This window comes from Pseudomonas sp. G1002 (assembly GCF_013385455.1).
Lineage (GTDB): Bacteria > Pseudomonadota > Gammaproteobacteria > Pseudomonadales > Pseudomonadaceae > Aquipseudomonas.
The window spans coordinates 101,381-124,932 of record NZ_JACAPY010000032.1 but is presented as its reverse complement, the minus strand read 5'-3'; the positions used below and the strand labels follow the sequence as shown (position 1 = coordinate 124,932).

The following is a 23,552-nucleotide window of genomic DNA, read 5'->3' as shown; positions in this document are numbered from 1 at the left end:
GCCGACAGGCGGGGCAGAGCGTTTTGGTTACTTTTGCGCTTTTCAAAAGTGACCCGCTGTAAGAGCGGAACCATAAGCCGCCGTTACCTAAATAACGGATATGTACTCAACCCCAATCAAGAATAAGCCACCCGAGCAGCCCCAACCCCAAGCCCCTCCCGAAACGCCAAATAATGCTTCAACACCTGCACCGGCGCCTCAATCTGCGGATAGTGCCCAATATTCGCCAGCAACACCGTATCCGCGTGCGGCACCAGCTCACGATAACGCTGAACCATATGCCCCCCGGAAATCGGATCAACCTCCCCATCGATCACCCGCAACGGCACCTCCCCCCGCTGCATGGCCGCCACCCATCGATCCCGCTGCTGCCTACGCTGAGGAATATACGCAATCAACTTGTGCAAAATCCGCGGCCCATCCTGGCTCTCGATCAAGCTCCAGAAATCATCCAGCGCACTCTCACTGGGCCGAGTCGCCGGCCCGAAAATCTGCCCAAAACTGTTAGCCAGGGCATTACGCCCAAACGCCCGCCCAATCATCCAACCCAATGGGCTCAGCAACAGCTTCTGCACCAACGCCGGACGATGCGTCTCCGGAAACAACCCACCGTTGAGAAACACACAACTGCCCATCCGAAACCGGCCTTCGTAATGCCGCGCCAACAACTCCTGCGCAACACTGTCACCGTAATCATGGGCCAGCACATGCACCGGCTGCTGCACCCAAAGATGCTCCAGCAACGCCTGTTGCAAGTCCGCCTGCTCCAGCAGGCAATAGGTGTGGTCCAGCGGCTTGGCCGAATCGCCAAACCCCAGCATGTCGCAGGCAATCACTTGATAGCGCTGGGCCAACGGCTGCCAGAGGTAATGCCAATCCCAACTGGCCGTGGGAAAACCATGGATCAGCAGCAACGGCTCGCCCTGCCCCGCCACCCAGTACCGAATGGTGCGGCCGCGAAACTCAAAGCTCTGGGCACGCTGGCGCCAGATGCGCAGCGGGATCTCGGCGAGTGGCATCAGCTTTTATACCCGGGGTCGAGTGCATCGAGTTTGCGCAGCAACGCCGGCCACGCCAGCGCGCCGCCCATGCCCTGAGCGCTTTTGGTGACCCCGGCGATCATCGCCCGGGCACCGGCCAATATCTGCGGCGCAATGCTGATCAGTTCAGCGCCACCGTTCTGCGCCATCACCTGGATATCGCAGGTGCGCTGGAAGATGAACATCATCAGGAACGTATCGGCGATGCTGCCGCCACAGGTCAGCAGACCGTGGTTGTGCAGCATCAGGAAATTGTTTTCGCCAAGGTCGGCCTGTAAGCGGGCCTTTTCCTCGTGGTTCAGCGCCACACCTTCGTAGGCGTGATAGGCCAGGCTGGACAACACGAACAACGATTGCTGGCTGATGGGCAGCACGCCCTGTTTCTGCGCGGAGACGGCAATGCCGGAGGCGGTGTGGGTGTGCAGCACGCAGACCACATCGTGCCGCACTTCGTGCACCGCACTGTGAATGGTGTACCCGGCAGGGTTGACCTCGTAGGGACTGTCCATCAGCTTGTTGCCGGCCTGATCGACCTTCACCAGGCTCGACGCGGTGATCTCGTGGAACATCAGCCCGTAGGGGTTGATCAGGAAGTCTTCGGTGCCCGGCACCTTGGCCGAGATGTGGGTGAAAATCAGGTCGTCCCAACCATGCATCGCCACCAGGCGATAGCACGCGGCGAGGTCGACGCGGGCCTGCCATTCGGCCGCGCTGACCTGGTCTTTTACACTGTGTGTCGATTGAACAGTGGCTAGGCTCACGGCAATGACCTCCTTGGCGCGCTTATTATTGTTTTTTTGAGTGAAGAGGCAGTCTAGTCAGACCTCGAGGCCGCCGTAGTTGCATTGGCAGCCAGCTTGATGACCGAACGGGTCAGTCCTGAGGATAGTTCGATTTTGTTCTGCGCGTGTCAGAGAAGCGACGCCAATAAAGGCGCGGCGAACAGGTTGAGCAACCCGGTCAGCACCATTACCAGGCCCGCCACGGAGCCTTCCTCGCCGCCCACTTCATGAGCCCGGCTGACACCCGCGCCATGAGCGCCCACGCCAAACAATGCGCCACGGGCCAATGGCGTGCGCAACGGCAACCACTTGAGCAGTACGCCGCCGAGCATGGCGCCAAACACCCCGGTGAACATCACGAACACCGCCGTCAGTTCCGGCACGCCGCCCAGGTCGGAAGACACCGGCATCGCGAACGGGGTGGTGATCGAACGGGGCACCAACGACATCGTCACCGAGCTGTCGAGAGCGAGGGCCTTGGCCAGGCCATACGAAGTGGCGATGGACGCCGCGCTGCCCGCGACCATCCCCAGCAATAACGCTGACCAGTGGCGCATCAGCAATTGGCGCTGTTGCCAGATCGGAATCGCGAACGCCACGGTCACCGGGCCCAGCACCAGCATCAGCCAGTGGGTGTCGGTGGCGTATTCGGCATAGGCGGTTTTCATCGGCACGGCCACCGCCAGCAGCAGCGCCGGCACCAGGATCAGCGGCGACAGCAGGTAGCGCCCGGTGCGCCGGTAGATCCAGCGGCTGAAGCCGTAGGCACCGAGGGTCAGCGCCAGCCAGAACATCGGCATCAGCTCAAGCTTCATGGCGCAGCTTCCAGCGGCAGACGAATTCCACGGTAAACGCAGTCACCAGCATCACCGACAAGGTGCTGAAGCCGATCACCAACATGATCCGCCAGCCGTCGTGCTTTACCAGGCCACCGTAGTCCAAGAGGCTCATCAACGCAGGAATGAAGAACAGCAGCATCTCCGCCATCAACACACCGGCGCCCAATTGCAGGGCCGCCGGCTTGACCAGGCCAGTGGCGAAGGTCAGCAGCAACAGGCCCAAGCCGACTACGCCACCGGGAATAGGCCAGCTCAGCCAGGCCGCCAGTTGGCAGCCAAGAAAGTAAATGGCCAGCAGGATGATCAGTTCAGCCAGCAACCGACCAACGAATTTGAAGGTGAAACGTTTCATGAGCTTTGGGTCCTCCCAGGGCACCCATTTTAAAGAGGCGCCTGGCATCCCCACAGCGAATTGTTAGACTGCAATCTATTCCAAACTGGAATCAGGCGAATGGAATTTAAACAGCTGCGCAGCTTTGTCGAAGTGATCCACCGGGGCGGTTTTACCCAAGCCGGTAAAACCCTGCACATCAGCCAGTCCGCGGTCAGCAAGCAGGTGGCGCAATTGGAACAAAGCCTGGGCACGCCGCTGCTGGATCGCCTGGGTTCGCAGATTCGCCTGACGGCTGCCGGACAAGTGGTGCTGCAGCGGGCGGAGGCCATGCTGCGCCAGCAAACCGAGTTGCTCAGTGAGCTGGATGACTTGAATCAGTTGACCCGTGGCGAGTTGCGCATGGGCCTGCCGCAGTTGGGCGGCGACACGTTGTTCGCCGGGCTGTTTGCCGAATACCGCCGGCGTTATCCGAACGTCACCATCCAGTTGCTGGAAGGCGGCAGCCGCAATATCGAGCAGGCGATCTTGAGCGGAGAGCTGGAAGTGGGCGGCAGCCTGATGCCCAGCGACCCGGCATTCGCCTGGCAGGCATTCTGCGATGAACCGCTGGATGCCCTGCTGCCGATGGACCATCCATTGGCCGATAACGCGCAGATCCGCCTGGAGGAGTTGGCTGACACGCCGTTCCTGATGTATCAGCGCAGTTTTGTGTTGAACGACCGCCTGCTACAGGCCTGTCAGCAATTGGGCTTCACCCCGAAGGAAAGCGGGCGCAGTGGCCAGGCGGATTTTCTCGCCGCATTGGTGGCCGCCGGCCAAGGCGTGGTGCTGCTGCCCAGCGTAGTAGCCCGGGGCCTGATAAGGCCCGGCGTGGTGCGCCTGACGCTCAAGGCGCCGGACTACCTGCGCTGGGACATTGCCTTTATCTGGCGTGAGGGTGCCTACCTGTCGAAAGCCGCCCAGGCCTGGCTGGCGTTATTGCGCGAGTTCCCGGTCAACCGCGCAGTGCAGTGACCAACTCGGCCAGCCACGGCTCGGCGTCGGCTTCCGGGGTCACGCTTTCGCTGGCGTCCAGGCGCAGCATCGGCAGCACTTCGTGCACGCCCAACTCGGCAAACAGCTCGCGCATTTGCTCGCCGCCGCCGCAGAAGGTGTCGCCATAGCTGGCGTCGCCCAGGCCGATCACCGCGCCGGGCAAGCCTCGCCAGGCGGCCGGCAGTTGGTCGCGAATGGTCGAGTACAGCGGCTGCAGGTTGTCGGGCAGTTCGCCCATGCCAGTGGTGGACGTCACGGCCAGGAAGGCTTCCGGAGCAAAGCCCTGTACGTCGGCGAGGGTTGCCCGCGGGTTGTGCCAGGCGTCGAAGCCGGCAGCGTTGAGGATGCTTGCAGCATGACGGGCGACTTCTTCAGCCGTGCCGTACACCGAGCCGGAAAGGATGGCGACTTTCATCAATCTGATCCTGTAGCTGACTAAAAGCCTGGGATATTAACAGCTGGGGCCCATGGACAGGCTGCCGGCATGTCTTAAACTGCAAACTCCAACTACAAGCCATGGACCGCTCAATGATTAACGCCAAGCTGATGCAACTGGTGATCAACGCTTCCAACGACGGCATCGTTATCGCCGAGCGCGAAGGCAAGGACAAGCCACTGATTTATGTGAACCCGGCCTTCGAGCGCATGACTGGCTACACCCTCGACGAAATCCTCTATCAGGACTGCCGCTTCCTGCAATCGGGCGATCGTGACCAGCCGGGGCTGATGGCGATTCGCGAAGCCCTGGAGAGTGGCGGCGCCTGCCGGGAAATCCTGCGCAATTACCGCAAGGACGGCACGCACTTCTGGAACGAGCTGTCGTTATCGACGGTTTATAACCCGGCCGACAAGCAGACCTACTTTGTCGGTGTGCAGAAGGATGTGACCGTTCAGGTCAAGGCCCAGCAGCGTGTCGCGCAACTGGAAGCCCAGTTGGCTGACCTCAAGGCGGAGCTTGCGGCACTCAAGGCGACGAGCGGATCTAACAAAAACTAGAAAACGCGGTCTTTAAAGAGATAATGGCGTTTTAATACCTTTTTCTTGAGCAAGATCAATGCAACGCGACGCGCTTTTGACGCAGGACGAGCTGGATTTTATTCAGACCATGCACCATAACCCGCAACTCAATGTGCGGGACGCGTCGTCGAGCCTGACGGTCAATGGCGGTGCGCAGATTCGAGATCTGCTCACCCGCCTGGCCGCCCATGACCATGTCACCCTCCAGGCCCAATTCGACAACCAGCAAATGACGTTTCCGCTGCAATTGGTGGAAGACGAGTTTCATGCCGTGCATCTGCGGCTGGGTGTACCGAGTATTTTCGAAGACGGGCCGATGATCCGCCCGTGGCGCCTGGCGCTCGAAGAGCCGGTACCCCTGGAAAACATCAAGGGCCAACCCGGTGCGCTGTGGGTGCATGAGGTGTCATTCAAGGGATTGCTGGTGGAAATTCGCGGGCGGATCAAGGCGCCAAGAACCTTTTCGCTGTGGTTCAGTCCGTCCGGGTACGAGCGCATTTCGGTGCGGGGCACGCTGGAACGGGAAACTGCCCGAGGATTGTTCGCCTACCGCCTGAGCCAGAACGATGTGGATGAGACCGAGCGCCTGCGCCAGTTTATCCTGCAGCAACACCGCCTGTTTCACCCCGAAGTCCACGCCTGAAGTCAGGTATCCAGGTTACCGCGCAGAAACTGCTGCAAGCGGCGCTGCATCAATCGCCCTTCGTTACCCAGGCAGCCGACGGATGAACCCGCCAGTTGTTCCTGCGCCAACTCCGCCGCATCGCCGGCCAGCAACAGCGGGCAATCCAGGGTCAGGGCCAGCCGTTCAAGGCGCCGAGGCAAGCCATTGGCCGGCGAGTGATTGGAGAACACCACAAGGGCTTGTGGCCTGGTTTTTTCACAGACAAGGGTCAATTCATCCATCGGCTGGCCCACAGCCAGAACCTTGACCGCCAACTCGTCACCGCTCATCAACAGGCCTGCGACCAACAACTCCAGCTCTCGGCACTCCCCCGCAATGGCCGCCAGCAATACCCGCGGCGCCGCTGAGGCACAGCCTATCTGCAGGCGTTTCCAGGTTCGGCTGCGCAGGAATCCATCAAAAAACAGCCATTCACTGGTTTGGCCAAACAACCCCTGATGTCGCAACAGTTGCTGCCAGAGGGGCATCAGGATGTCCTGGAACACCACCGCGACCGGGTAGGCGGCGAAAATCTGGCCATACAACCGGTCCAGTTGCCGGTCGTCGAAGGCACCGACGGCCGTTCGCAACTGCGCCTGCCATTGGGCCCACTCATGCTCTGCACCTGCCGGCGAAGCAGCCGCCGCTTCGACTTGATGATCGTCGCGGGCGAGGATCTTGCCGACCTTGCTCACGGCCACGCCACGCTCGATCCAGTCAAGAATGCGATGAACGGTCTCGATATCGGTGCGCGAATACAGGCGGTGCCCACTTTCGGTGCGAACCGGGTGGATCAGCCCGTAACGCCGTTCCCAGGCACGCAAGGTGACAGGGTTGATGCCTGTCAATCTCGCGACTTCGCGAATCGGAAACAGCTCGTCGGAATCGGCAGGGTTGCCAAGGGCCATTTCGGGACGTGGAGCAGTCATTACAGACATCAGGGCATCAATATACTGTCAGGAACTTGGATCCCATTTAACGCCCATACAGCTGTCCGATTCAAGGTCTTCGACAAGCCGACCAATGTCGCTGGTGTATTTCTGCAAAACAGGAATAATCCTTGCCTGTTTTTTCAACGTGGCTGCTTACCCCGCAGCTTCGTTCGTGCGCCGCCTACCCGGCCCAGTGCACCTGATCCTTATGGAGATACACAATGTCTACCTCCCCCGTCACCCTGATGGTTGCGCGCCGCGTGGCCAAGGGTCGCTATGAAGAGTTGATGGCCTGGCTGCGCGAAGGCGAGCAATTGGCCACGGACTTCCCCGGTTACCTGGGTTCAGGCGTGCTTGCACCGCCGCCCAACGATGACGAGTTCCAGATTATTTTCCGCTTCGCCGACGAAAAAACCCTGCATGCGTGGGAGTTTTCCGCCTCCCGTGGTGCATGGCTCGGGCGTGGCAGTGAGCTGTTTGCTGCGCCGTCGGAGCATCGCGTACGCGGTATCGACGGCTGGTTTGGCGCCGCCGCCGCACGTCCGCCGCGCTGGAAGCAGGCCGTGGCCATCTGGCTGGCATTTTTCCCGGTGTCGCTGCTGTTCAACTTCGGCCTTGAGCCGCTGCTCAGCGAGTTGGGGTTGCTGAGCCGTGTGCTGGTCAGCACCCTCGCGCTCACGCCATTGATGGTTTACTTCTTTATCCCGTTGTCGACCCACCTGCTGGCCGGTTGGCTGCATCCGGCGCCAGCCCGGGTAAAGGCCACCGAAGCCGCTGCTTGAGTACAAGGGAGGCCGCTCGCTGGTATAGTTTTAGCCTGCCAGCGACTCGAGCCTCCCATGTCTTCAACACCCGCCCCGATCCTGATCACCGGTGCCGGCCAGCGCGTCGGCCTGCATTGCGCCCAGCGCCTGCTGGACGAAGGGCAGCCAGTGATTTTCAGCTACCGCACCGAACGTCCCGGCGTGCAAGCCTTGCGCGAACGCGGTGCGATCGGTGTGTTTGCCGACTTCTCCGACGAGACCGGTATTCTCGCCTTCATCGACGAACTGAAGACGCACACCCAAAGCCTGCGGGCGATCATTCATAATGCCTCGGCCTGGGTGGCGGAAGCGCCCGGCGACGAGAGCCGCGCCTTTACCGACATGTTCAGCGTGCACATGCTTGCGCCGTACCTGATCAACCTGCATTGTGCTTACCTGCTGCAACGCTCCACGCCTGCGGATATCGTGCACATCAGCGATGACGTGACCCGCAAGGGCAGCCGCCAGCACATTGCCTACTGCGCCACCAAGGCCGGGCTCGACAGCCTGACCTTGTCGTTTGCCGCGCAGCTTGCACCGGATATCAAGGTGAACGGCATTGCCCCGGCAATGGTGATGTTCAACGAGGGCGACGACGCGGCTTACCGCGCCAAGGTCCTGGCCAAGGCGGCACTGGGCATCGAGCCAGGCCCCGAGGTGATTTACCAGAGCGTGCGCTACCTGCTGGATAACCCGTATGTCACCGGTACCACCCTGACCGTCAACGGCGGGCGGCATATCAAGTAAGCCGTTTGCGAGGATGTTGTATGACTTTGTCCCTGCCCCACCACTACCGCGAGATCCTCAAGGGCCTGGGTGAAGACCCCGAGCGCGAGGGTTTGCTCGACACGCCAAAGCGTGCCGCCAAGGCCATGCAGTACCTGTGTCACGGCTACGAGCAGAACCTGGAAGAAATCGTCAACGGTGCGCTGTTTGCCTCCGACAACGACGAGATGGTGATCCTCAAGGACATCGAGCTGTATTCGCTGTGCGAGCATCACCTGCTGCCCTTTATCGGCAAGGCCCATGTGGCCTATATTCCGACCGGCAAGGTGCTCGGCCTGTCGAAGCTGGCGCGTATCGTCGACATGTTCGCCCGGCGCCTGCAGATCCAGGAAAACCTCACGCGGGAAATCGCCGACGCCATCCAGACGGTGACCCAGGCCGCCGGCGTGGCGGTGGTGATCGAAGCCAGGCACATGTGCATGATGATGCGCGGTGTCGAAAAACAGAATTCAACCATGAACACCTCGGTGATGCTCGGCGCCTTCCGTGAGTCGAACACCACGCGCATGGAGTTCCTGCAACTGATTGGACGGAGCAAGTAGCAATGCCACAACTTCAGCCAGGCATGGCGCGCATCCGGGTCAAGGACCTGTGCCTGCGCACGTTTATCGGGATCAACGAGGATGAAATCCTCAACAAGCAGGATGTGTTGATCAACCTGACCATCCTGTATGCCGCCCAGGAAGCCGTGCGCGACAACGACATCGACCACGCGCTGAACTACCGCACCATCACCAAGGCAATCATCGCCCATGTGGAAGGCAACCGCTTTGCCCTGCTGGAGCGCCTGACCCAGGAGATCCTCGACCTGGTGATGAGCAATACATCGGTGCTGTACGCCGAAGTCGAAGTCGACAAACCCCATGCGTTGCGTTTTGCCGAATCGGTGTCGATTACCCTGGCGGCCAGTCGCTAACCCTTACCTTTGCAGTGAGCATCATGAACGATCAACAACGCCTCGAACTCGAAGCCGCCGCCTTCCGCCGGCTGGTGGCCCACCTGGACAGCCGCAAGGATGTGCAGAACATCGACCTGATGAACCTCTCGGGCTTCTGCCGCAACTGCTTGTCCAAGTGGTACAAGGCCGAGGCCGACGAGCGCCAGATCGAGCTGAGCCTCGATGACGCCCGTGAAGTGGTGTACGGCATGCCGTACGCCGAGTGGAAAGCCCAATATCAGCAAGAAGCCAGTGCCGAACAGCAAGCGGCATTCGCCAAAGGAAAACCCCATGACTGACCTGAACACCCTGCGCGCCAGCCTCAACAGTGGCGAACATGTTTTTGCCGATACCCTGGCCTTTGTAGCTGCGGGTTACGACTACCAGCCACAAGCGTTCACCAATGGCAGCGTGGAAAACGCCGCCGGGCAGAACGAAGGTTCGTGCAAGACCCTGGGCCTGGCGCTGCTGGAAGGCTTGAGCGACCAGGAAGCGCTGTTGGCGTTTGGCGAGCATTACCGTTCGGTGCTGGCCACGCCTGAAGGCAGTGACCATGGCAACATTCGTGCGCTGATCGAGCATGGGTTGGCGGGTGTGAAGTTTGCCGCACAGCCACTGACCCGCAAATCCTGAGTCAGACATAGATCAAAATGTGGGAGCGGGCTTGCTCGCGAAAGCAGAGTGTCAGTCAATACATCGGGTGACTGACACACCGCTTTCGCGAGCAAGCCCGCTCCCACATTTGGACTGCGGTGATCATCAAATCCCGTGCATAAAAAAACCGGCCTCGCAGCCGGTTTTTTTGTTTCTACGGTTTAGAACGAAGCGTCCTTCAAACCGTCGAGGTAACGCTCGGCATCCAGTGCCGCCATGCAACCGGCGCCGGCGGAGGTGATCGCCTGGCGGTACACGTGGTCGGCCACGTCACCGGCAGCGAAGATACCTTCGATGTTGGTGGCAGTCGCATTGCCTTCACGGCCGCCCTGCACGATCAGGTAACCATCTTTGGCATCCAGCACGCCTTCGAACAACGAGGTGTTCGGAGTGTGGCCGATGGCGATGAACACGCCGTCGACTTTCAGCTCGTCGAAGCTGCCGTCGTTGTTCTTCAGGCGAGCACCGGTCACGCCCATGTTGTCGCCCAGGACTTCATCCAGGGTGGCGTTGAGCTTGAGGATGATCTTGCCTTCGGCCACGCGGGCATGCAGCTTGTCGATCAGGATCTTCTCGGCGCGGAAGGTCTCGCGACGGTGAACCAGGGTCACGGTGCTGGCGATGTTGGCCAGGTACAGCGCTTCTTCCACCGCGGTGTTGCCGCCACCGACCACAGCCACTGGCTTGTTGCGGTAGAAGAAACCGTCGCAGGTCGCGCAGGCGGAAACGCCCTTGCCCATGAACGCTTCTTCCGACGGCAGGCCCAGGTAACGAGCGCTGGCGCCGGTGGCGATGATCAGCGCGTCACAGGTGTACACGCCGCTGTCGCCGGTCAGGCTGTAAGGCTTCTTGGAGAAGTCGACCTTGTTGATGTGATCAAACACGATCTCGGTTTCGAAACGCTCCGCGTGCTCTTTCATGCGCTCCATCAGCACCGGGCCGGTCAGGCCGTGGACGTCGCCCGGCCAGTTGTCGACTTCAGTGGTGGTGGTCAACTGACCGCCCGCTTGCATGCCGGTGATCAGCAACGGCTTGAGGTTGGCCCGGGCAGCGTAGACGGCAGCGCTGTAACCGGCAGGGCCGGAACCGAGAATAATCACTCGCGAATGACGGGTATCAGACATGACTCACTCCTATCGACCGCCCGGACTACAGAACGGCTGGAATAAAAAAGGACCGCGAAGCACTTGGGGAAGGCTTGAACTCGCAGATCCTGAAAATAATGGGTGCAGCGTATAGAGGGAGGCAAGATTAAGGAAATACGGATTAACAATCCAGCTCATAGGTGGTCTCTATCCCATGCCTTCTATTAATCGACACCTTTGTTACCGTTAATGTCGCGATGCGGGCCGTGCTTTCCCGGTACTCCCAAAGCCGGTAAGGTCGGCGCGTTCGCCCCTATTGCCCGGAGTTATCCATGCCCGCCCCCGTTCTTTCAGGCCCACAGTACCTGCGCGAAGGTCTCAAACTGGTACTCAGCCCCGGCCTGCGGCTGTTTGTGCTGCTGCCGCTGGCAATCAACCTGATCCTGTTCGTCGGATTGATCTACTTCGCCGGCCATCAGTTCAGCCTGTGGGTCGACACACTCATGCCGACGCTGCCGAGCTGGCTGAGCTTCCTCAATTATCTGCTGTGGCCTTTATTTGTGGTGCTGGTGGTGCTGATGGTGTTTTTCACCTTCACCATGCTTGCCAACATTATCGCCGCGCCGTTCAACGGCTTTCTGTCGGAAAAGGTCGAAGTGGTGGTGCGCGGCACCGATGATTTCCCGGCGTTCAGCTGGGGCGAACTGGCGGCCATGGTCCCGCGCACCCTGGCCCGGGAAATGCGCAAACTGGGTTACTTCCTGCCCCGGGCTATCGGCCTGTTTATCCTGTCGTTCATCCCGGTGGTCAATCTGGTGGCAGCACCGCTGTGGCTGCTGTTTGGTGTGTGGATGATGGCGATCCAGTACATCGACTACCCGGCCGACAACCACAAGCTGGGCTGGAACGAAATGCTCGCCTGGCTGCGCCAGAAGCGCTGGCAGAGCATGAGTTTTGGCGGGATCGTTTACCTGGTGTTGCTGGTGCCGGTGGTCAACCTGCTGATGATGCCGGCAGCGGTGGCCGGGGCGACGTTGTTCTGGGTGCGTGAGCAAGGCGCCGAGGCCATGGCCATTAAAAAGGCCTGAGCCGTCACAAATCCATCATCCAAAAGACACAATGACGACATGGCCCACGCCGACACTGTGGGTCATGACGACAGCTTCGCTCCACATCACCCTGATCACCGAAACCTTCCCGCCTGAGATCAACGGGGTGGCCAATACCCTTGGCCGCCTGTGTGACGGTTTGCGCGCGCGTGGGCATCAAGTCGAACTGGTTCGCCCGCGCCAGGGCAGCGACCAGAGCCGGCCCAGCGACGACGGCCTGATGCTCTGTCGCGGCTGGCCGCTGCCGGGCTACCCGGGGCTGCAATGGGGCCAGTCGTCGATGCACAAGCTGTTGCGGCGCTGGACCCGCCAGCGCCCGGATGTGTTGTATATCGCCACGGAAGGGCCGCTGGGTTTGTCGGCGTTGCGGGCGGCGCGGCGCCTGGGGATCAGCGTGGTGAGTGGCTTCCACACCAACTTCCAGCAGTATTCCAACCAGTACGGCCTGGGCATGCTGAGCCGGGTGCTGACCCACTATCTGCGCTGGTTCCATAACCGCTCGACCCTGACCCTGGTGCCCAGCGCCAGCCAGCGACTGGAGCTGGAGCGGCGCCATTTCGAGCGCCTGGGCATGCTCGCGCGCGGTGTCGACAGCCAGCTGTTTCACCCGGCCAAACGCGACCCAGCCCTGCGCGAGCAGTGGGGGCTGAGCGATGAAGACATCGCCGTGCTGCACGTCGGACGCCTGGCCCAGGAAAAAAATCTCGGGCTGCTCAAGCGCTGCTTCGACTCGCTGCAAACCACTTACCCACAGCGCCGGTTGAAACTGATCATTGTCGGCGATGGCCCCCAACGGACAATGCTTGAGAAATCGCTGCCTCAGGCAATTTTTTGCGGTACCCGACGCGATGAGGAGCTGGCTCGGCACTACGCCTCAGGGGATCTGTTCCTGTTCCCCAGCCTGACCGAAACCTTTGGCAATGTAGTGTTAGAGGCCATGGCCGCAGGGTTGGGGGTGGTGGCTTACGACCAGGCAGCTGCAACCCAGCATATTCGCCATGGTTACAACGGTGTGCTGGCGATGCCTGGGGACGAGGAGGCATTTTGTGATGCCGCCAACTGGTTGTTGGAGGAGCGTGAAAGTTTGCGCAGGGTCAGGCTCAATGCCCGACAACACGCCAGTCGCCAGGGCTGGCCGGCAATTATTGAGCAGTTTGAAAGCAAGTTACTGGATGTATGCAGGGGGATATCGAGTGTGTACAAAGTCGGCAGCAGCACTATGAATGTCTAGTATTCGATGTAGATATTTTTGATCTGCCCAAGCGAACACCCTTGAATGACCAGTAGACAAGCCAACTCAGTGCTGCGTGAGGGGGAATGTTGCGAGTTGCAGTTGGGAACTAGTGCGCAGGTGAACGCCACAACATCAGTGGCGGTTGTTCAGGGTCATAGGAAGAACCAGCCATAAAGCCCAAATACTCTTAGATAAAATATGTGGAGTTCTCCCATGTCGATGCCACTCAACAGCATCCAGCCTTCGTCGTTCAGTCTGCCTCCTGCGCCTTCGGGCTTAGAGAACGGGGGTATTCGCGGCAAGCGGCCTGACGATCAACAAGCAGGCCTCCTTGCATTGCAGCAGCAGCAGAAGCAGCAGGAGCAGGAAAAAAACCAGCTGAAGTTTTAATACAACTCAAGGCAACTTGGCAAAAATGCCTGGAAACTGGTTCCAGGCATTTTTTGCAGCCACGCAGTTAAACGTGTGCGCGTCAAACGAGGGTCGTCAACGCCTCACGACTGAAAGGCAGGATGTCGCCTTCACGGCCTTCGCGAACCTTCAGCGCCCAATCCGGATCCACCAGCAGCGCACGGCCCACAGCGACCAGGTCGAACTCGTCGTTGTTCAGGCGCTCCAGTAGTTTTTCCAGGCTGGCGGGTTGCGCCACTTTATCGGTGTTGACCATGAACTGCAGGAACTCGCCATCCAGGCCGACGCTGCCCACGGTGATGGTCGGCTTGCCGGTAAGCTTGCGGGTCCAGCCGGCCAGGTTCAGCTCGGAGCCTTCGAACTCCGGCTCCCAGAAACGACGGGTGGAGCAGTGGAAAATATCCACGCCGGCGTCAGACAGTGGCTTGAGGAATTCACCCAAGGCTTCCGGGGTTTGCACCAGGCGCGCCGTGTAGTCCTGCTGCTTCCACTGGGAGAAACGCAAGATGATCGGGAAGCCCGGCCCAACGGCGGCGCGGACGGCCTGGATCAATTCGATGGCGAAACGCGAACGATTGGCCAGGCTGCCGCCGTATTCGTCGGTGCGCTGGTTGGTGCCTTCCCAGAAGAACTGGTCCACCAGGTAACCATGGGCGCCGTGGATTTCAACGCCGTCCATGCCGATGCTCTGGGCATCCCTGGCAGCCTGGGCGAATGCGGCAATCACGTCCTTGATGTCTTGCACGGTCATGCCGTGGACGACGACGTTGCCGTCCTTGAGTTTTTCGGTGGGGCCGTAAGCCGGCACGCTGGCATCCGGCTCGGTGCCGATGCGCCGAACGCTGCCCACATGCCACAGTTGCGGAACGATCTTGCCGCCTTCGGCATGTACCGCGTCGACTACTTTCTTCCAGCCGGCCAGGGCGGCTTCACCATAGAAATGCGGGACGTTCGGGTAGCCGTTGGAAGCCGGGTGGCCGACCACGGTGCCTTCGGTAATGATCAGGCCGACACCGGCGGCGGCGCGGCGGCGGTAGTACTCGATCACTTTGGAGTTGGGCACGCCACCCGGAGAAAAGGAACGGGTCATCGGCGCCATGACCACGCGACTCGGCAGTTGCAGTGCACCGAGCTGGAACGGTTTGAACAAAGCTTGGACAGGCATGGGAGCACTCCATCGGAAAGGAATTTATGATGTGGATAATATGGAGTGTGCAGCGTGTTGGATAGCACTATTGATTGGGGTGATTAAGGGGTAAAAGCGGAGGGCATGGGGCTGCTTCGCAGCCCAGCGGGAGCAAGCTCCCTCGCCACAGCAAGCTCCCTTGCCATAGGAAACTCCCTGCCACAGGAAGCTCCCTTGCCACAGAAACTCACTCGACAATGCTGAAAGTATCAGCTCAATGCTTTTTCGATCGCCTGAATAATGGAGGGGTCATCCGGCGGTGTACGCGGCGAGAAACGCGCCAGCACCCGGCCGTCCTTGCCCAACAGGAACTTCTCGAAGTTCCAGGTGATGTCCCCGGGAAATTCGGCGCCCTCGCCCGCCAGCAATCGATACAGCTGGTGGCGATCGTGGCCATTCACCTCAAGCTTGCTGCCCAGGGGAAAGGTCACGCCGTAGTTGAGGCTGCAGAATTTCTGGATTTCTTCTTCAGTACCCGGTTCCTGCCCGGCAAATTGATTGCACGGCAGCCCGAGTACGGTGAAACCCTGGTCTTTGTATTGCTGATAGAGGTTTTCCAGCGCGGCGTACTGTGGGGTCAACCCACATTTGGAGGCGACGTTGACCACCAGCACGACTTGCCCCTTGAAGGGCGCCAGAGGCAGCTCCTGACCATCCAGGGCTTTGAGTTTAAGGTCGTGGAAAGCACTCATGACGAACTCCAGATATCCCATGTTCTTCGTAACGGCCATTCGAGATTACAGCCGCCAAGTCGGCAAGAATAGCCGCCAAATGAAAAAGGCGCCCGAAGGCGCCTTTTTCCAACTGACAGAGCGTCGCTCAGTCAATTAATGGTGGTGACCACCTTCGCCGTGCACGTGGCCGTGGGCCACTTCTTCCTGGGAAGCGTCACGGATAGCGACGATCTTCACCTGGAAGTTCAGGCGCTGGCCAGCCAGCGGGTGGTTGCCGTCGACGGTCACGTCGTCGCCGTCCAGGTCACGGATGGTGACGATTTGCATCTGGCCGTCCGGAGCGGAAGCGTGGAACTGCATGCCCACTTCCAGCTCGTCGACACCTTCGAACATGCTGCGGCTCAGGGTGCTGACCAGTTCGGCAGCGTATTCGCCGTAGGCATCTTCAGGTTCTACGGCAACGGTCAGTTCGTCACCGACCTCTTTGCCTTCCAGGGCCTTTTCCAGGCCCGGGATGATGTTACCTGCACCTTGCAGGTAGACCAGCGGCGCGCCGCCGGCAGAACTGTCGATGACCTCACCAGCGTCGTTGGTCAGGGTATAGTCAATGGAGACAGCCTTATTGGCGGCGATCGGCATGGGGCGAGACCTTTTGCAGAAGAATGAAGAACGGACAAGTCTAAACAAGGATTTGCCCGAAAGCGAACACAACCCGGACGGACGGGGTCGAACAACTGACCCGACGGTCGTCGGATTTCACCAGGACGAAGACCGGCACTGGGTCGTCGAGCTTTCCTGCGGCCACACCCAGCACCTGCGCCACCAGCCACCGTGGCAATCCCGGGCCTGGGTCACGGACCCGGCGCAACGCCTTGAAAAAATAGACAAGCCCTTTACGTGCGGCTGGTGTGCGCAAGGCTCAGATAAAGATAACCTTGGCACCTGATTCCCGGTAGGCAGCCAGCCATAGGCCGCCACCGAAGCCATGCACCTCCAGAGAATTCGCATGCAGACTTTTTTTATCGCGCCCACCGATTTTGGTGTGGGTCTGACCTCCATCAGCCTTGGGCTGGTGCGCACTCTTGAACGGGCCGGGCTGAAAGTCGGCTTCTTCAAACCGATTGCCCAGCCGCACCCCGGCGACACCGGCCCCGAGCGCTCCACCGAGCTGGTGGCCCGCACCCACGGCCTGAAACCGCCCCAGCCTCTGGGCCTGGCCCATGTCGAACGGATGCTCGGCGACGGCCAGCTCGACGAGCTGCTGGAAGAAATCATCACCCTTTACCAGCAAGCCGCCGTGGGCAAGGACGTGCTGATCGTCGAAGGCATGGTGCCAACCCGCAGCGCCAGCTATGCGGCCCGGGTCAACCTGCACCTGGCCAAGAGCCTGGACGCCGAGGTGATCCTGGTCTCGGCCCCGGAAAACGAAGTGCTGACCGAACTCTCCGGCCGCGTGGAATTGCAGGCCCAGCTGTTCGGCGGCCCGAAAGATCCAAAAGTGCTGGGTGTGATCCTCAACAAGGTGCGCACCGACGAAAGCATGGAAGCCTTCTCGGCGCGGCTCAAGGAGCATTCGCCTTTGTTGCGCAGCGGCGATTTTCGCCTGTTGGGCTGCATTCCCTACCAACCGGAACTCAACGCCCCGCGCACCCGCGACGTGGCCGACCTGATGGGCGCGCAGATCCTCAATGCCGGTGATTACGAAACCCGGCGCATGACCAAGATCATCATCTGCGCCCGTACCATGCGCAACACCGTGGAGCTGCTCAAGCCCGGCGTATTGGTGGTGACACCCGGCGACCGCGACGACATCATCCTCGCCGTCAGCCTGGCCGCCATCAATGGCGTGCCGCTGGCGGGCCTGTTGCTGACCAGTGACACCCTGCCCGACCCACGGATCATGGACCTGTGCCGTGGCGCGTTCCAGGCCGGGCTGCCGGTGTTGTCGGTGAGCACAGGTTCCTACGACACGGCCAACCAGCTCAACAGCCTGAACAAGGAAATCCCGATTGATGACCGCGAACGTGCGGAGATCATCACCGATTTCGTCGCCAGCCACCTCGACGCCCGCTGGCTGCACCAACGCTGCGGCACGCCGCGGGAGATGCGCCTGTCGCCGGCGGTGTTCCGTTATCAACTGATCCAGCGCGCCCAGGCGGCCAACAAGCGCATCGTGTTGCCCGAAGGCAGCGAGCCGCTGACCGTGCAGGCCGCCGCCATCTGCCAGGCACGCGGGATCGCCCGTTGCGTACTGTTGGCCAAGCCGGCCGACGTGGAAGCCGTAGCCCGCGCCCATGGCATCGAGCTGCCCGAAGGCCTGGAGATTCTCGACCCCGACCTGATTCGCCAGCGCTACGTGGAACCGATGGTGGCCCTGCGCAAAACCAAAAGCCTCAACGCGCCGATGGCCGAGCAGCAACTGGAAGACACCGTGGTGATCGCCACCATGATGCTCGCCCTGGATGAAGTGGACGGCCTGGTCTCCGGCGTCATCCACTCCACTGCCAATACCATTCGCCCGGCCTTGCAACTGATCAAGACCGCGCCGGGCTGCACCCTGGTCTCGTCGGTGTTTTTCATGCTGTTCCCCGAGCAAGTGCTGGTATACGGCGACTGCGTGATGAACCCGCACCCCAGCGCGGCGGAGCTGGCGGAAATCGCCCTGCAAAGCGCCGACTCGGCCGCCGCATTCGGTATCACGCCACGGGTGGCGATGATCAGTTACTCCAGCGGTGATTCGGCCACGGGCGAAGAAGTCGAGAAAGTCCGCGAAGCCACTCTGCTCGCCCACGAAGCCCAAAGCTCACTGCTGATCGACGGCCCGTTGCAGTACGACGCCGCCGCCAACGAAACCGTGGCCCGGCAACTGGCGCCCAACAGCCTGGTGGCGGGCAAGGCCACGGTGTTCGTGTTCCCCGACCTGAACACCGGCAACACCACCCACAAGGCCGTGCAGCGCAGTGCCGATTGCGTGAGCCTGGGGCCGATGCTGCAAGGCCTGCGCAAACCGGTGAACGACCTGCCCCGCGGGGCGCAGGTGGACGACATCGTGTACACGATCGCATTGACCGCGATTCAAGCCGCCAACCGACCGATGGATGTCTGAATGCTGGATTTTCTACCTGCCGCCGTGCGCGGGGTGATCGCCTCGCTGTTGCTGGCGTTGAATACGATTTTGCTGTGCTCGTTCCTGTTTATCGTGGCGCTGTTCAAGGCGCTGCCGTTTGCCAAGCGCTTCAGCGAATGGCTGATGAACCAGACCCACGAGGCCTGGATCAGCAACAACAAGGCCTGGATGAACCTGGTGCGACGCACCCGCTGGCACCTGAAAGGCCTGGAAGGCCTGGACTATGAACACTCATATCTGGTGACCAGCAACCACCAGAGCTGGGTCGATATCATGGTGCTGCAATACGTGCTCAACCGGCGCATTCGCCCGCTGAAGTTCTTCCTCAAGCAGGAGCTGATCTGGGTCCCGGTGATTGGTTTGGCGTGGTGGACGCTGGGCTTCCCGTTCATGAAGCGCTACACCAAGGCGTACCTGGAAAAGCACCCGGAAAAGAAAGGCAAGGACCTGGAAACTACCCGCAAGACCTGCGCGAAGTTTCGCCACAACCCGGTGGGAATCTTCAACTTTGCCGAAGGCACGCGGTTTACCCCGGGCAAGCATGCACAGCAACAGTCACCGTTTCGCTACCTGCTCAAGCCCAAGGCCGGCGGCATTGCCTTTGTGCTGGATGCCATGGGTGAACAGCTGAAGTCGCTGGTGAACGTGACCATTCACTATCCTGGTGGGCGCCCCGGTTATTGGGATTTGCTGTGCGGGAATGTGAAGGACGTTGTCGTGCAGTTTGAAGAGGTGCGGATTCCGGCCGAGTTTATCGGCAAGAATTACGAGCAGGATGGGGAGTATCGGTTGGCGTTCCAGGGCTGGATCAACCGGTTGTGGGAAGAGAAGGATGTGTTGCTCGCCAAATTGCACACAGATTATCCCGCCAGTCACTGATCAAAATGTGGGAGCGGGCTTGCTCGCGAATGCGGTGTGCCAGCCTATACATGTGGCGGCTGACACTCTGCTTTCGCGAGCAAGCCAGCTCCCCCATTTGACCGAGTTGTTTCCAAGGCCCCATAAAAAAAGCCCACCAACATGGCGGGCTTTTTTGTGCACTTGAAGCTTAGATCGCGCCGCGCTGGCGCAGCAGGTCCAGCACTTGCTTGACGCTGTCTTCCAGCGACAACGCCTGGGTGTCGATCACCAGGTCCGCATTCAACGGTACGTCATACGGGAACGACTCACCCGGGATGTTATCGCCGCCCGCCGCGTACAAACCTTGCGGATCACGCTCGGCACACACCAAAGGCGAAGCCTGCACGTACACGGTCAGCAAACGATCACCGCCGATCAGCGCCTTGGCCTGTTCACGCCCTTCAGCATCCGGGGCAACAAACGCCGCCAACGTCAGCAAGCCGGCTTCGTTGAACTGACGCGCCACGTGCGCGGCACGACGCCAGTTCTCGGTACGCCCGGCACGGTCCTGCGGCAAGCCCTTGTTCAGGTCGTGGCGCAGGTTCTGGCCGTCCAGCACAAACACCGCACGGCCCATGTCGAACAGCTTGCGTTCAACCGCGTAGGCCAGGGTGCTTTTGCCGGCGCCCGACAAGCCGCTGAACAACACGGTCGCCGGTTGCTGGCCGAAGCGCTGGGCGCGTTCTTCGGTGGCCACGTGAGCCAGTTTGCCGTGCTGCGCCGCGCTGCCATGGGTCACCGGCGGCGCGATGATCATGCCCGCAGCCACGGTGCCGTTGGTCAAACGGTCGATGACGATGAACGAACCGGTGGTGCGGTTGCTCGCGTAACCGTCCAGGGCGATGACCGTGTCGAGGCTGACCTTGACCCGGCCAATCTCGTTCAACTGCAAGGCGCTCGCCGGGCCTTCTTCCAGGGTGTTCACATCCACGCGATGCACAATGCTGGTGATGGAACCCGGCACGTAGCTGGTGGCGCGCTTGATGTCGTATTTCTTGCCCGGCAGCATCGGTTCTTCAGCCATCCACACCAGCATGGCGTCGAAAGCGTCGGTCACTTGCGGCACGTTGTCGGCATGCACCAACAGGTCGCCACGGGAGATGTCGATTTCGTCTTCCATGGTCAGGGTCACGGCCTGGCCGGGACCTGCGTTTTCCAGTTCACCTTCAAAGGTGACGATGGATTTGACGCGGCTGCTCTTGCCCGACGGCAGCACCACGACTTCGTCGCCCTTGTGCACGATGCCGCTGGCCAGGGTGCCGGCAAAACCACGGAAGTTCAGGTTCGGACGGTTGACGTACTGCACCGGGAAACGCAGGTCGGTGTAGTTGCGGTCGTTGGCGATCTCGACGGTCTCGAGGATCTCCATCAGCGACTGGCCGGTGTACCAGGGCGAACGCTCGCTCTTGTTCACCACGTTGTCGCCCTTGAGGGCCGACATCGGCACGAAGGCCAGGGTGCTCGGCTTGAACGCGATACCGTCGGCAAACTTCAGGTAATCAGCCTTGATCGACTCGAATACGCTTTGGTCAAAGCCATTGATGTCCATCTTGTTGACGGCCACCACGATGTGCTTGATGCCCAACAACGAGGCGATGAAGCTGTGGCGACGGGTCTGGGTCTGCACGCCGTAGCGGGCGTCGATCAGGATGATCGCCAGGTCACAGGTGGAGGCACCGGTGGCCATGTTGCGGGTGTACTGCTCATGGCCGGGGGTGTCGGCGATGATGAATTTGCGCTTGGCGGTGGAGAAGTAGCGGTAGGCAACGTCGATGGTGATGCCCTGCTCACGCTCGGCCTGCAGGCCGTCGACCAGCAACGCCAGGTCGATGTCGTCACCGGTGGTGCCGGATTTTTTCGAATCGCGGGTGATGGCTTCCAGGTGATCTTCGTAGATCATCTTGGAGTCGTGCAGCAGGCGCCCGATCAGGGTGCTCTTGCCGTCGTCGACGTTGCCACAGGTCAGGAAGCGCAACATTTCCTTGCGCTCGTGCTGGCCCAGGTAGGCGAGGATGTCCTCGCTGATCAAATCAGATTGATGCGACATGACAGCCCCTTAGAAATAGCCTTGACGTTTTTTATCTTCCATCGAGCCTGCACCATCGTGGTCGATGACACGGCCCTGGCGCTCGGAAGTTCGCGTCAGGAGCATTTCCTGAATGATGTCCGTCAGCGTCTCGGCTTCGGACTCCACCGCGCCCGTCAACGGGTAGCAGCCAAGGGTACGGAAACGTACTTTCTTTTTGACGATTCGGGCTTTGTCTTCGTCGGACAGGTGCTCGAGGATGCGGTCGTCGTCGATCATGATCAACGTGCCGTTCTTCTCGATCACTTCGCGTTCGGCGGCGAAGTACAGCGGGACGATCGGGATGCCTTCCAGGTAGATGTACTGCCAGATATCCAGCTCGGTCCAGTTGGACAGCGGGAACACACGGATCGACTCGCCTTTGTTGACGTTGCCGTTGTAGACGTTCCACAGCTCCGGGCGCTGGTTTTTCGGGTCCCAGCGGTGCTTGCTGTCGCGGAACGAGTACACGCGCTCTTTGGCACGGGATTTCTCTTCATCGCGACGGGCACCGCCGAATGCAGCATCGAAACCATACTTGTCGAGCGCCTGTTTCAGGCCCTCGGTCTTCATGATGTCGGTGTGCTTGGCGCTGCCGTGGGTGAACGGGTTGATGCCCTGCGCCACACCGTCCGGGTTGACGTGAGTGATCAACTCAAGACCAAGCTCTTCGACCATCTTGTCGCGGAACTTGTACATCTCCTGGAATTTCCAGCGGGTGTCGACGTGCATCACCGGAAACGGCAGCTTGCCCGGAAAAAAGGCCTTGCGTGCCAGGTGCAGCATCACGGCGGAGTCTTTACCGATCGAGTAGAGCATCACCGGGTTATCGAACTCGGCGGCGACCTCGCGGATGATGTGGATGCTTTCCGCCTCCAGCTGTTTCAGATGCGTCAGTTTGTCGACCATGGTTACTCACGGAAAAACGATCTTATGGACGGCCAGCGGGCCGTGTTCGAGCGGGGCATGCTAGCACAGCGCCTGATTCTATTGAGGGGGCTGGCTAGATCGAAACGGTATATCAATATACCGCCCGGTTTGGCTCAACTCGATCAAATGTGGGAGCGGGCTTGCTCGCGAATGCGGTGTGTCAGTCAATGCATATGGCGACTGATGCACCGCATTCGCGAGCAAGCCCGCTCCCACATGTGTCCGGTGGTGTTCGTTAGATCGGGTTTGGGCAATCGATGAAGAGGTGTTCGAGGGCGAAGCGCCGTGCGAGGTAATCGCCCAAGGCTTGCACGCCGTAACGCTCGGTGGCGTGGTGCCCGGCCGAGATAAAGCTGATGTCGTTTTCCCGGGCGCTGTGGAAGGTCTGCTCCGAAGCTTCGCCGCTCAGGTACAGGTCGACACCGGCCAGCACCGCCTGGTCGATATAGCCCTGGCCACCACCGGTGCACCAGCCCACGCGGCGGATCATCTCGCTGCCTTCGATCAGCAGCGGCTCACGGCCCATGGCTTCCTGCACGCGGCGGGCAAAATCACGGGGCGACGCCGGCTCGGCCAGGGAACCCACCAGGCCGACGACCTTGAGGTTGTCCGGGTCCAGCGGGCCTTCGACGGTGATGTCCAGTTGCCGGGCCAGTTGCACGTTGTTGCCGACCTCAGGGTGCAGGTCCAGCGGCAAGTGATAGGCCAGCAGGCTGATGTCGTGCTTGAGCAGGGTTTTCAGGCGGCGCTGCTTCATGCCGGTGATGCACGGGCTTTCGCCTTTCCAGAAATAACCGTGGTGCACCAGCACCAGGTCGGCCTGGGCTTCGACCGCCGCGTCCAGCAATGCCTGGCTGGCGGTCACGCCGCTGACGATGCGCAGCACTTGCGGACGGCCCTCGACCTGCAGGCCGTTGGGGCAGTAATCGGCGATTTTGGCACTATTAAGGTAGCGGTCCGCTTCCTCGACTAAGGTGCTCAGGGCAACGGCCATAAAAGACTCCTAAA

28 protein-coding genes are annotated in these 23,552 nt (G+C 60.5%); 15 read left to right on the top strand and 13 right to left on the bottom strand.

Annotated elements, in window-relative coordinates; translation table 11 throughout:
* Positions 1 to 116 precede the first annotated feature (116 nt).
* The 4 genes from HX801_RS21700 to HX801_RS21685 form a co-directional block, all read right to left on the bottom strand.
* On the bottom strand, positions 117 to 1,019 hold the full coding sequence (locus HX801_RS21700; RefSeq protein WP_003208492.1) for an alpha/beta fold hydrolase: 903 nt from the start codon (positions 1,017 to 1,019) through the stop codon (positions 117 to 119).
* A complete protein-coding gene (locus HX801_RS21695) occupies positions 1,019 to 1,801 on the bottom strand; it encodes a class II aldolase/adducin family protein (protein ID WP_003208491.1) in 783 nt (260 codons plus the stop codon). The genes HX801_RS21700 and HX801_RS21695 overlap by 1 nt, the downstream gene beginning before the upstream one ends.
* Positions 1,802 to 1,950: 149 nt before the next feature.
* Positions 1,951 to 2,637 (bottom strand): LrgB family protein, encoded by a 687-nt coding sequence (locus HX801_RS21690; protein ID WP_102368140.1) that lies wholly within the window; start codon positions 2,635 to 2,637, stop codon positions 1,951 to 1,953.
* Complete coding sequence (locus HX801_RS21685; protein WP_177022708.1) at positions 2,627 to 3,013, bottom strand: CidA/LrgA family protein; 387 nt, start codon at positions 3,011 to 3,013, stop codon at positions 2,627 to 2,629. The genes HX801_RS21690 and HX801_RS21685 overlap by 11 nt, the downstream gene beginning before the upstream one ends.
* Positions 3,014 to 3,112: 99 nt before the next feature.
* On the opposite strand from HX801_RS21685, the gene HX801_RS21680 reads away from it, so the two are divergent.
* Positions 3,113 to 4,009 carry a LysR family transcriptional regulator gene (locus HX801_RS21680; protein WP_003208487.1) on the top strand — a complete coding sequence of 299 codons (897 nt, stop codon included), beginning with the start codon at positions 3,113 to 3,115 and terminating at the stop codon, positions 4,007 to 4,009.
* Here the strand turns inward: HX801_RS21680 and HX801_RS21675 are convergent.
* Positions 3,990 to 4,445 (bottom strand): flavodoxin, encoded by a 456-nt coding sequence (locus HX801_RS21675; RefSeq protein ID WP_003208486.1) that lies wholly within the window; start codon positions 4,443 to 4,445, stop codon positions 3,990 to 3,992. The two genes, HX801_RS21680 and HX801_RS21675, sit on opposite strands and share 20 nt — an antisense overlap.
* Positions 4,446 to 4,558: 113 nt before the next feature.
* Here HX801_RS21675 and HX801_RS21670 point away from each other — a divergent pair, with 113 nt between their 5' ends.
* Both HX801_RS21670 and HX801_RS21665 read left to right on the top strand, forming a co-directional pair.
* On the top strand, positions 4,559 to 5,026 hold the full coding sequence (locus HX801_RS21670) for a PAS domain-containing protein (protein WP_003208484.1): 468 nt from the start codon (positions 4,559 to 4,561) through the stop codon (positions 5,024 to 5,026).
* Between the two features lie 58 nt (positions 5,027 to 5,084).
* Positions 5,085 to 5,690 carry a hypothetical protein gene (locus HX801_RS21665; RefSeq protein WP_003208483.1) on the top strand — a complete coding sequence of 202 codons (606 nt, stop codon included), beginning with the start codon at positions 5,085 to 5,087 and terminating at the stop codon, positions 5,688 to 5,690.
* Positions 5,691 to 5,692: 2 nt separating this feature from the next.
* Here HX801_RS21665 and HX801_RS21660 read toward each other — a convergent pair whose 3' ends face one another.
* A complete protein-coding gene (locus tag HX801_RS21660; protein ID WP_043225723.1) occupies positions 5,693 to 6,649 on the bottom strand; it encodes a MerR family transcriptional regulator in 957 nt (318 codons plus the stop codon).
* A gap of 215 nt (positions 6,650 to 6,864) precedes the next feature.
* Between HX801_RS21660 and HX801_RS21655 the strand changes: the two genes are divergently transcribed.
* From HX801_RS21655 to HX801_RS21630, 6 genes are read left to right on the top strand one after another with little or no spacing between them, the layout of a single operon-like run.
* Positions 6,865 to 7,425 (top strand): antibiotic biosynthesis monooxygenase, encoded by a 561-nt coding sequence (locus HX801_RS21655; RefSeq protein ID WP_008432309.1) that lies wholly within the window; start codon positions 6,865 to 6,867, stop codon positions 7,423 to 7,425.
* Between the two features lie 57 nt (positions 7,426 to 7,482).
* Complete coding sequence (gene folM, locus HX801_RS21650) at positions 7,483 to 8,193, top strand: dihydromonapterin reductase (protein ID WP_177022707.1); 711 nt, start codon at positions 7,483 to 7,485, stop codon at positions 8,191 to 8,193.
* A gap of 20 nt (positions 8,194 to 8,213) precedes the next feature.
* A complete protein-coding gene (gene folE / locus HX801_RS21645; RefSeq protein WP_010176988.1) occupies positions 8,214 to 8,774 on the top strand; it encodes a GTP cyclohydrolase I FolE in 561 nt (186 codons plus the stop codon).
* A 2-nt stretch (positions 8,775 to 8,776) separates the two neighbouring features.
* The gene (gene folX / locus HX801_RS21640) at positions 8,777 to 9,148 is read left to right on the top strand and encodes a dihydroneopterin triphosphate 2'-epimerase (protein WP_003208474.1); all 372 of its coding nucleotides are present in this window, start codon (positions 8,777 to 8,779) and stop codon (positions 9,146 to 9,148) included.
* A 23-nt stretch (positions 9,149 to 9,171) separates the two neighbouring features.
* Complete coding sequence (locus tag HX801_RS21635; RefSeq protein WP_003208473.1) at positions 9,172 to 9,468, top strand: DUF1244 domain-containing protein; 297 nt, start codon at positions 9,172 to 9,174, stop codon at positions 9,466 to 9,468.
* Complete coding sequence (locus HX801_RS21630) at positions 9,461 to 9,802, top strand: HopJ type III effector protein (RefSeq protein ID WP_008432300.1); 342 nt, start codon at positions 9,461 to 9,463, stop codon at positions 9,800 to 9,802. Before HX801_RS21635 ends, HX801_RS21630 begins: the two co-directional genes overlap by 8 nt.
* Positions 9,803 to 9,984: 182 nt before the next feature.
* Here HX801_RS21630 and trxB read toward each other — a convergent pair whose 3' ends face one another.
* Entirely contained in the window at positions 9,985 to 10,947 is a 963-nt protein-coding gene (trxB, locus tag HX801_RS21625) for a thioredoxin-disulfide reductase (RefSeq protein WP_003208470.1), read from the bottom strand.
* A 293-nt stretch (positions 10,948 to 11,240) separates the two neighbouring features.
* Between trxB and cysZ the strand changes: the two genes are divergently transcribed.
* From cysZ to HX801_RS21610, 3 genes are all read left to right on the top strand, one after another.
* Positions 11,241 to 11,996, top strand: a complete 756-nt coding sequence (gene cysZ, locus HX801_RS21620) for a sulfate transporter CysZ (protein ID WP_003208468.1) — start codon at positions 11,241 to 11,243, stop codon at positions 11,994 to 11,996.
* Between the two features lie 64 nt (positions 11,997 to 12,060).
* The gene (locus HX801_RS21615) at positions 12,061 to 13,248 is read left to right on the top strand and encodes a glycosyltransferase family 1 protein (protein WP_177022706.1); all 1,188 of its coding nucleotides are present in this window, start codon (positions 12,061 to 12,063) and stop codon (positions 13,246 to 13,248) included.
* A gap of 216 nt (positions 13,249 to 13,464) precedes the next feature.
* Positions 13,465 to 13,641 carry a hypothetical protein gene (locus HX801_RS21610; RefSeq protein WP_177010042.1) on the top strand — a complete coding sequence of 59 codons (177 nt, stop codon included), beginning with the start codon at positions 13,465 to 13,467 and terminating at the stop codon, positions 13,639 to 13,641.
* Between the two features lie 82 nt (positions 13,642 to 13,723).
* On the opposite strand, the gene HX801_RS21605 is transcribed toward HX801_RS21610, so the two are convergent.
* The 3 genes from HX801_RS21605 to HX801_RS21595 form a co-directional block, all read right to left on the bottom strand.
* Positions 13,724 to 14,827, bottom strand: coding sequence for an NADH:flavin oxidoreductase (locus tag HX801_RS21605; protein WP_177022705.1), 1,104 nt, complete (start codon positions 14,825 to 14,827; stop codon positions 13,724 to 13,726).
* A gap of 230 nt (positions 14,828 to 15,057) precedes the next feature.
* Entirely contained in the window at positions 15,058 to 15,540 is a 483-nt protein-coding gene (locus HX801_RS21600; protein ID WP_102606072.1) for a glutathione peroxidase, read from the bottom strand.
* A gap of 135 nt (positions 15,541 to 15,675) precedes the next feature.
* Complete coding sequence (locus tag HX801_RS21595; protein WP_003208457.1) at positions 15,676 to 16,161, bottom strand: peptidylprolyl isomerase; 486 nt, start codon at positions 16,159 to 16,161, stop codon at positions 15,676 to 15,678.
* On the opposite strand from HX801_RS21595, the gene HX801_RS21590 reads away from it, so the two are divergent.
* From HX801_RS21590 to HX801_RS21580, 3 genes are read left to right on the top strand one after another with little or no spacing between them, the layout of a single operon-like run.
* On the top strand, positions 16,130 to 16,468 hold the full coding sequence (locus HX801_RS21590) for a DUF3565 domain-containing protein (RefSeq protein WP_003208456.1): 339 nt from the start codon (positions 16,130 to 16,132) through the stop codon (positions 16,466 to 16,468). The genes HX801_RS21595 and HX801_RS21590 overlap by 32 nt on opposite strands.
* A 60-nt stretch (positions 16,469 to 16,528) precedes the next feature.
* The gene (gene pta / locus HX801_RS21585) at positions 16,529 to 18,628 is read left to right on the top strand and encodes a phosphate acetyltransferase (protein ID WP_017476010.1); all 2,100 of its coding nucleotides are present in this window, start codon (positions 16,529 to 16,531) and stop codon (positions 18,626 to 18,628) included.
* The gene (locus HX801_RS21580; RefSeq protein WP_087693758.1) at positions 18,629 to 19,528 is read left to right on the top strand and encodes an acyltransferase; all 900 of its coding nucleotides are present in this window, start codon (positions 18,629 to 18,631) and stop codon (positions 19,526 to 19,528) included.
* 169 nt (positions 19,529 to 19,697) lie between these two features.
* Here HX801_RS21580 and cysN read toward each other — a convergent pair whose 3' ends face one another.
* The 3 genes from cysN to HX801_RS21565 all read right to left on the bottom strand — a co-directional run bounded on the left by cysN (position 19,698) and on the right by HX801_RS21565 (position 23,538).
* Positions 19,698 to 21,596: a sulfate adenylyltransferase subunit CysN gene (gene cysN / locus HX801_RS21575; protein ID WP_003208449.1), complete on the bottom strand. Its 1,899-nt coding sequence runs from the start codon at positions 21,594 to 21,596 to the stop codon at positions 19,698 to 19,700.
* 9 nt (positions 21,597 to 21,605) lie between these two features.
* Positions 21,606 to 22,523 carry a sulfate adenylyltransferase subunit CysD gene (gene cysD, locus HX801_RS21570; protein WP_003208447.1) on the bottom strand — a complete coding sequence of 306 codons (918 nt, stop codon included), beginning with the start codon at positions 22,521 to 22,523 and terminating at the stop codon, positions 21,606 to 21,608.
* Between the two features lie 256 nt (positions 22,524 to 22,779).
* The gene (locus HX801_RS21565; protein ID WP_177022704.1) at positions 22,780 to 23,538 is read right to left on the bottom strand and encodes a Nif3-like dinuclear metal center hexameric protein; all 759 of its coding nucleotides are present in this window, start codon (positions 23,536 to 23,538) and stop codon (positions 22,780 to 22,782) included.
* Positions 23,539 to 23,552: the final 14 nt, after the last annotated feature.

Bases quoted from the DNA above. Each gene is read 5' to 3' on its own strand.
- cysZ (WP_003208468.1), top strand. From the start codon at position 11,241: ATGCCCGCCCCCGTTCTTTCAGGCCCACAGTACCTGCGCGAAGGTCTC.
- HX801_RS21655 (WP_008432309.1), top strand. From the start codon at position 6,865: ATGTCTACCTCCCCCGTCACCCTGATGGTTGCGCGCCGCGTGGCCAAG.
- folM (WP_177022707.1), top strand. From the start codon at position 7,483: ATGTCTTCAACACCCGCCCCGATCCTGATCACCGGTGCCGGCCAGCGC.
- HX801_RS21635 (WP_003208473.1), top strand. From the start codon at position 9,172: ATGAACGATCAACAACGCCTCGAACTCGAAGCCGCCGCCTTCCGCCGG.
- HX801_RS21605 (WP_177022705.1), bottom strand. From the start codon at position 14,827: ATGCCTGTCCAAGCTTTGTTCAAACCGTTCCAGCTCGGTGCACTGCAA.
- HX801_RS21580 (WP_087693758.1), top strand. From the start codon at position 18,629: ATGCTGGATTTTCTACCTGCCGCCGTGCGCGGGGTGATCGCCTCGCTG.
- HX801_RS21600 (WP_102606072.1), bottom strand. From the start codon at position 15,540: ATGAGTGCTTTCCACGACCTTAAACTCAAAGCCCTGGATGGTCAGGAG.
- trxB (WP_003208470.1), bottom strand. From the start codon at position 10,947: ATGTCTGATACCCGTCATTCGCGAGTGATTATTCTCGGTTCCGGCCCT.
- HX801_RS21595 (WP_003208457.1), bottom strand. From the start codon at position 16,161: ATGCCGATCGCCGCCAATAAGGCTGTCTCCATTGACTATACCCTGACC.
- HX801_RS21685 (WP_177022708.1), bottom strand. From the start codon at position 3,013: ATGAAACGTTTCACCTTCAAATTCGTTGGTCGGTTGCTGGCTGAACTG.
- HX801_RS21665 (WP_003208483.1), top strand. From the start codon at position 5,085: ATGCAACGCGACGCGCTTTTGACGCAGGACGAGCTGGATTTTATTCAG.
- HX801_RS21700 (WP_003208492.1), bottom strand. From the start codon at position 1,019: ATGCCACTCGCCGAGATCCCGCTGCGCATCTGGCGCCAGCGTGCCCAG.
- HX801_RS21675 (WP_003208486.1), bottom strand. From the start codon at position 4,445: ATGAAAGTCGCCATCCTTTCCGGCTCGGTGTACGGCACGGCTGAAGAA.
- folE (WP_010176988.1), top strand. From the start codon at position 8,214: ATGACTTTGTCCCTGCCCCACCACTACCGCGAGATCCTCAAGGGCCTG.
- cysN (WP_003208449.1), bottom strand. From the start codon at position 21,596: ATGTCGCATCAATCTGATTTGATCAGCGAGGACATCCTCGCCTACCTG.
- cysD (WP_003208447.1), bottom strand. From the start codon at position 22,523: ATGGTCGACAAACTGACGCATCTGAAACAGCTGGAGGCGGAAAGCATC.
- HX801_RS21690 (WP_102368140.1), bottom strand. From the start codon at position 2,637: ATGAAGCTTGAGCTGATGCCGATGTTCTGGCTGGCGCTGACCCTCGGT.
- HX801_RS21590 (WP_003208456.1), top strand. From the start codon at position 16,130: ATGGAGACAGCCTTATTGGCGGCGATCGGCATGGGGCGAGACCTTTTG.
- HX801_RS21565 (WP_177022704.1), bottom strand. From the start codon at position 23,538: ATGGCCGTTGCCCTGAGCACCTTAGTCGAGGAAGCGGACCGCTACCTT.
- folX (WP_003208474.1), top strand. From the start codon at position 8,777: ATGCCACAACTTCAGCCAGGCATGGCGCGCATCCGGGTCAAGGACCTG.
- pta (WP_017476010.1), top strand. From the start codon at position 16,529: ATGCAGACTTTTTTTATCGCGCCCACCGATTTTGGTGTGGGTCTGACC.
- HX801_RS21660 (WP_043225723.1), bottom strand. From the start codon at position 6,649: ATGTCTGTAATGACTGCTCCACGTCCCGAAATGGCCCTTGGCAACCCT.
- HX801_RS21630 (WP_008432300.1), top strand. From the start codon at position 9,461: ATGACTGACCTGAACACCCTGCGCGCCAGCCTCAACAGTGGCGAACAT.
- HX801_RS21680 (WP_003208487.1), top strand. From the start codon at position 3,113: ATGGAATTTAAACAGCTGCGCAGCTTTGTCGAAGTGATCCACCGGGGC.
- HX801_RS21615 (WP_177022706.1), top strand. From the start codon at position 12,061: ATGACGACAGCTTCGCTCCACATCACCCTGATCACCGAAACCTTCCCG.
- HX801_RS21670 (WP_003208484.1), top strand. From the start codon at position 4,559: ATGATTAACGCCAAGCTGATGCAACTGGTGATCAACGCTTCCAACGAC.
- HX801_RS21610 (WP_177010042.1), top strand. From the start codon at position 13,465: ATGTCGATGCCACTCAACAGCATCCAGCCTTCGTCGTTCAGTCTGCCT.